The 433-nt window shown below is 64.2% G+C and carries 1 protein-coding gene; it reads left to right on the top strand.

The window, feature by feature from the left end; genetic code table 11:
* The coding region (locus NMG80_RS04535) for an efflux RND transporter periplasmic adaptor subunit (RefSeq protein ID WP_254017029.1) at positions 1-433 on the top strand (433 nt) is incomplete at both ends.

Genomic DNA, 433 nt, shown 5'->3' with positions numbered 1-433 from the left:
CAGCGAGGTCGGCTTCGAGGTCGGCGGCCGGATCATCTCGCGCGATGTCGACATAGGCGCCGTGGTCAAGAAAGGTCAGAAGCTCGCTGAGCTCAGTGCCGTCGATTACCGCAACAAGGTGACCGCCGCACAGGCCGATCTCACGGCGACCAAGGCCACGCTCGTCCAGGTCGTGGCCCAAGAGGATCGCTTCCGTGTTCTGCTCGGCAAGGGCTTTGCCACACGTTCGCAGTACGATGAGGCGCTGAAGTCGCTGCAGAGCGCACAAGCTGCCGTCCAGGCGGCCGAAGCCAATCTCCGGATTGTTGAAAACCAGCTCGGCTACACGCAGTTGCTTGCGCCCGACGACGGCATTGTGACGGCGGCTGGCGCGGACCCTGGTCAGGTCGTGGCCGCGGGCCAGATGGTAGTCGAGATCTCCCGCAATGACGCG

The organism is Mesorhizobium escarrei, from assembly GCF_935825525.1.
GTDB classification, from domain to species: domain Bacteria; phylum Pseudomonadota; class Alphaproteobacteria; order Rhizobiales; family Rhizobiaceae; genus Mesorhizobium; species Mesorhizobium escarrei.
The sequence above is the reverse complement of the archived record's forward strand: the minus strand, read 5'-3'. Positions and strand labels throughout refer to the sequence as shown.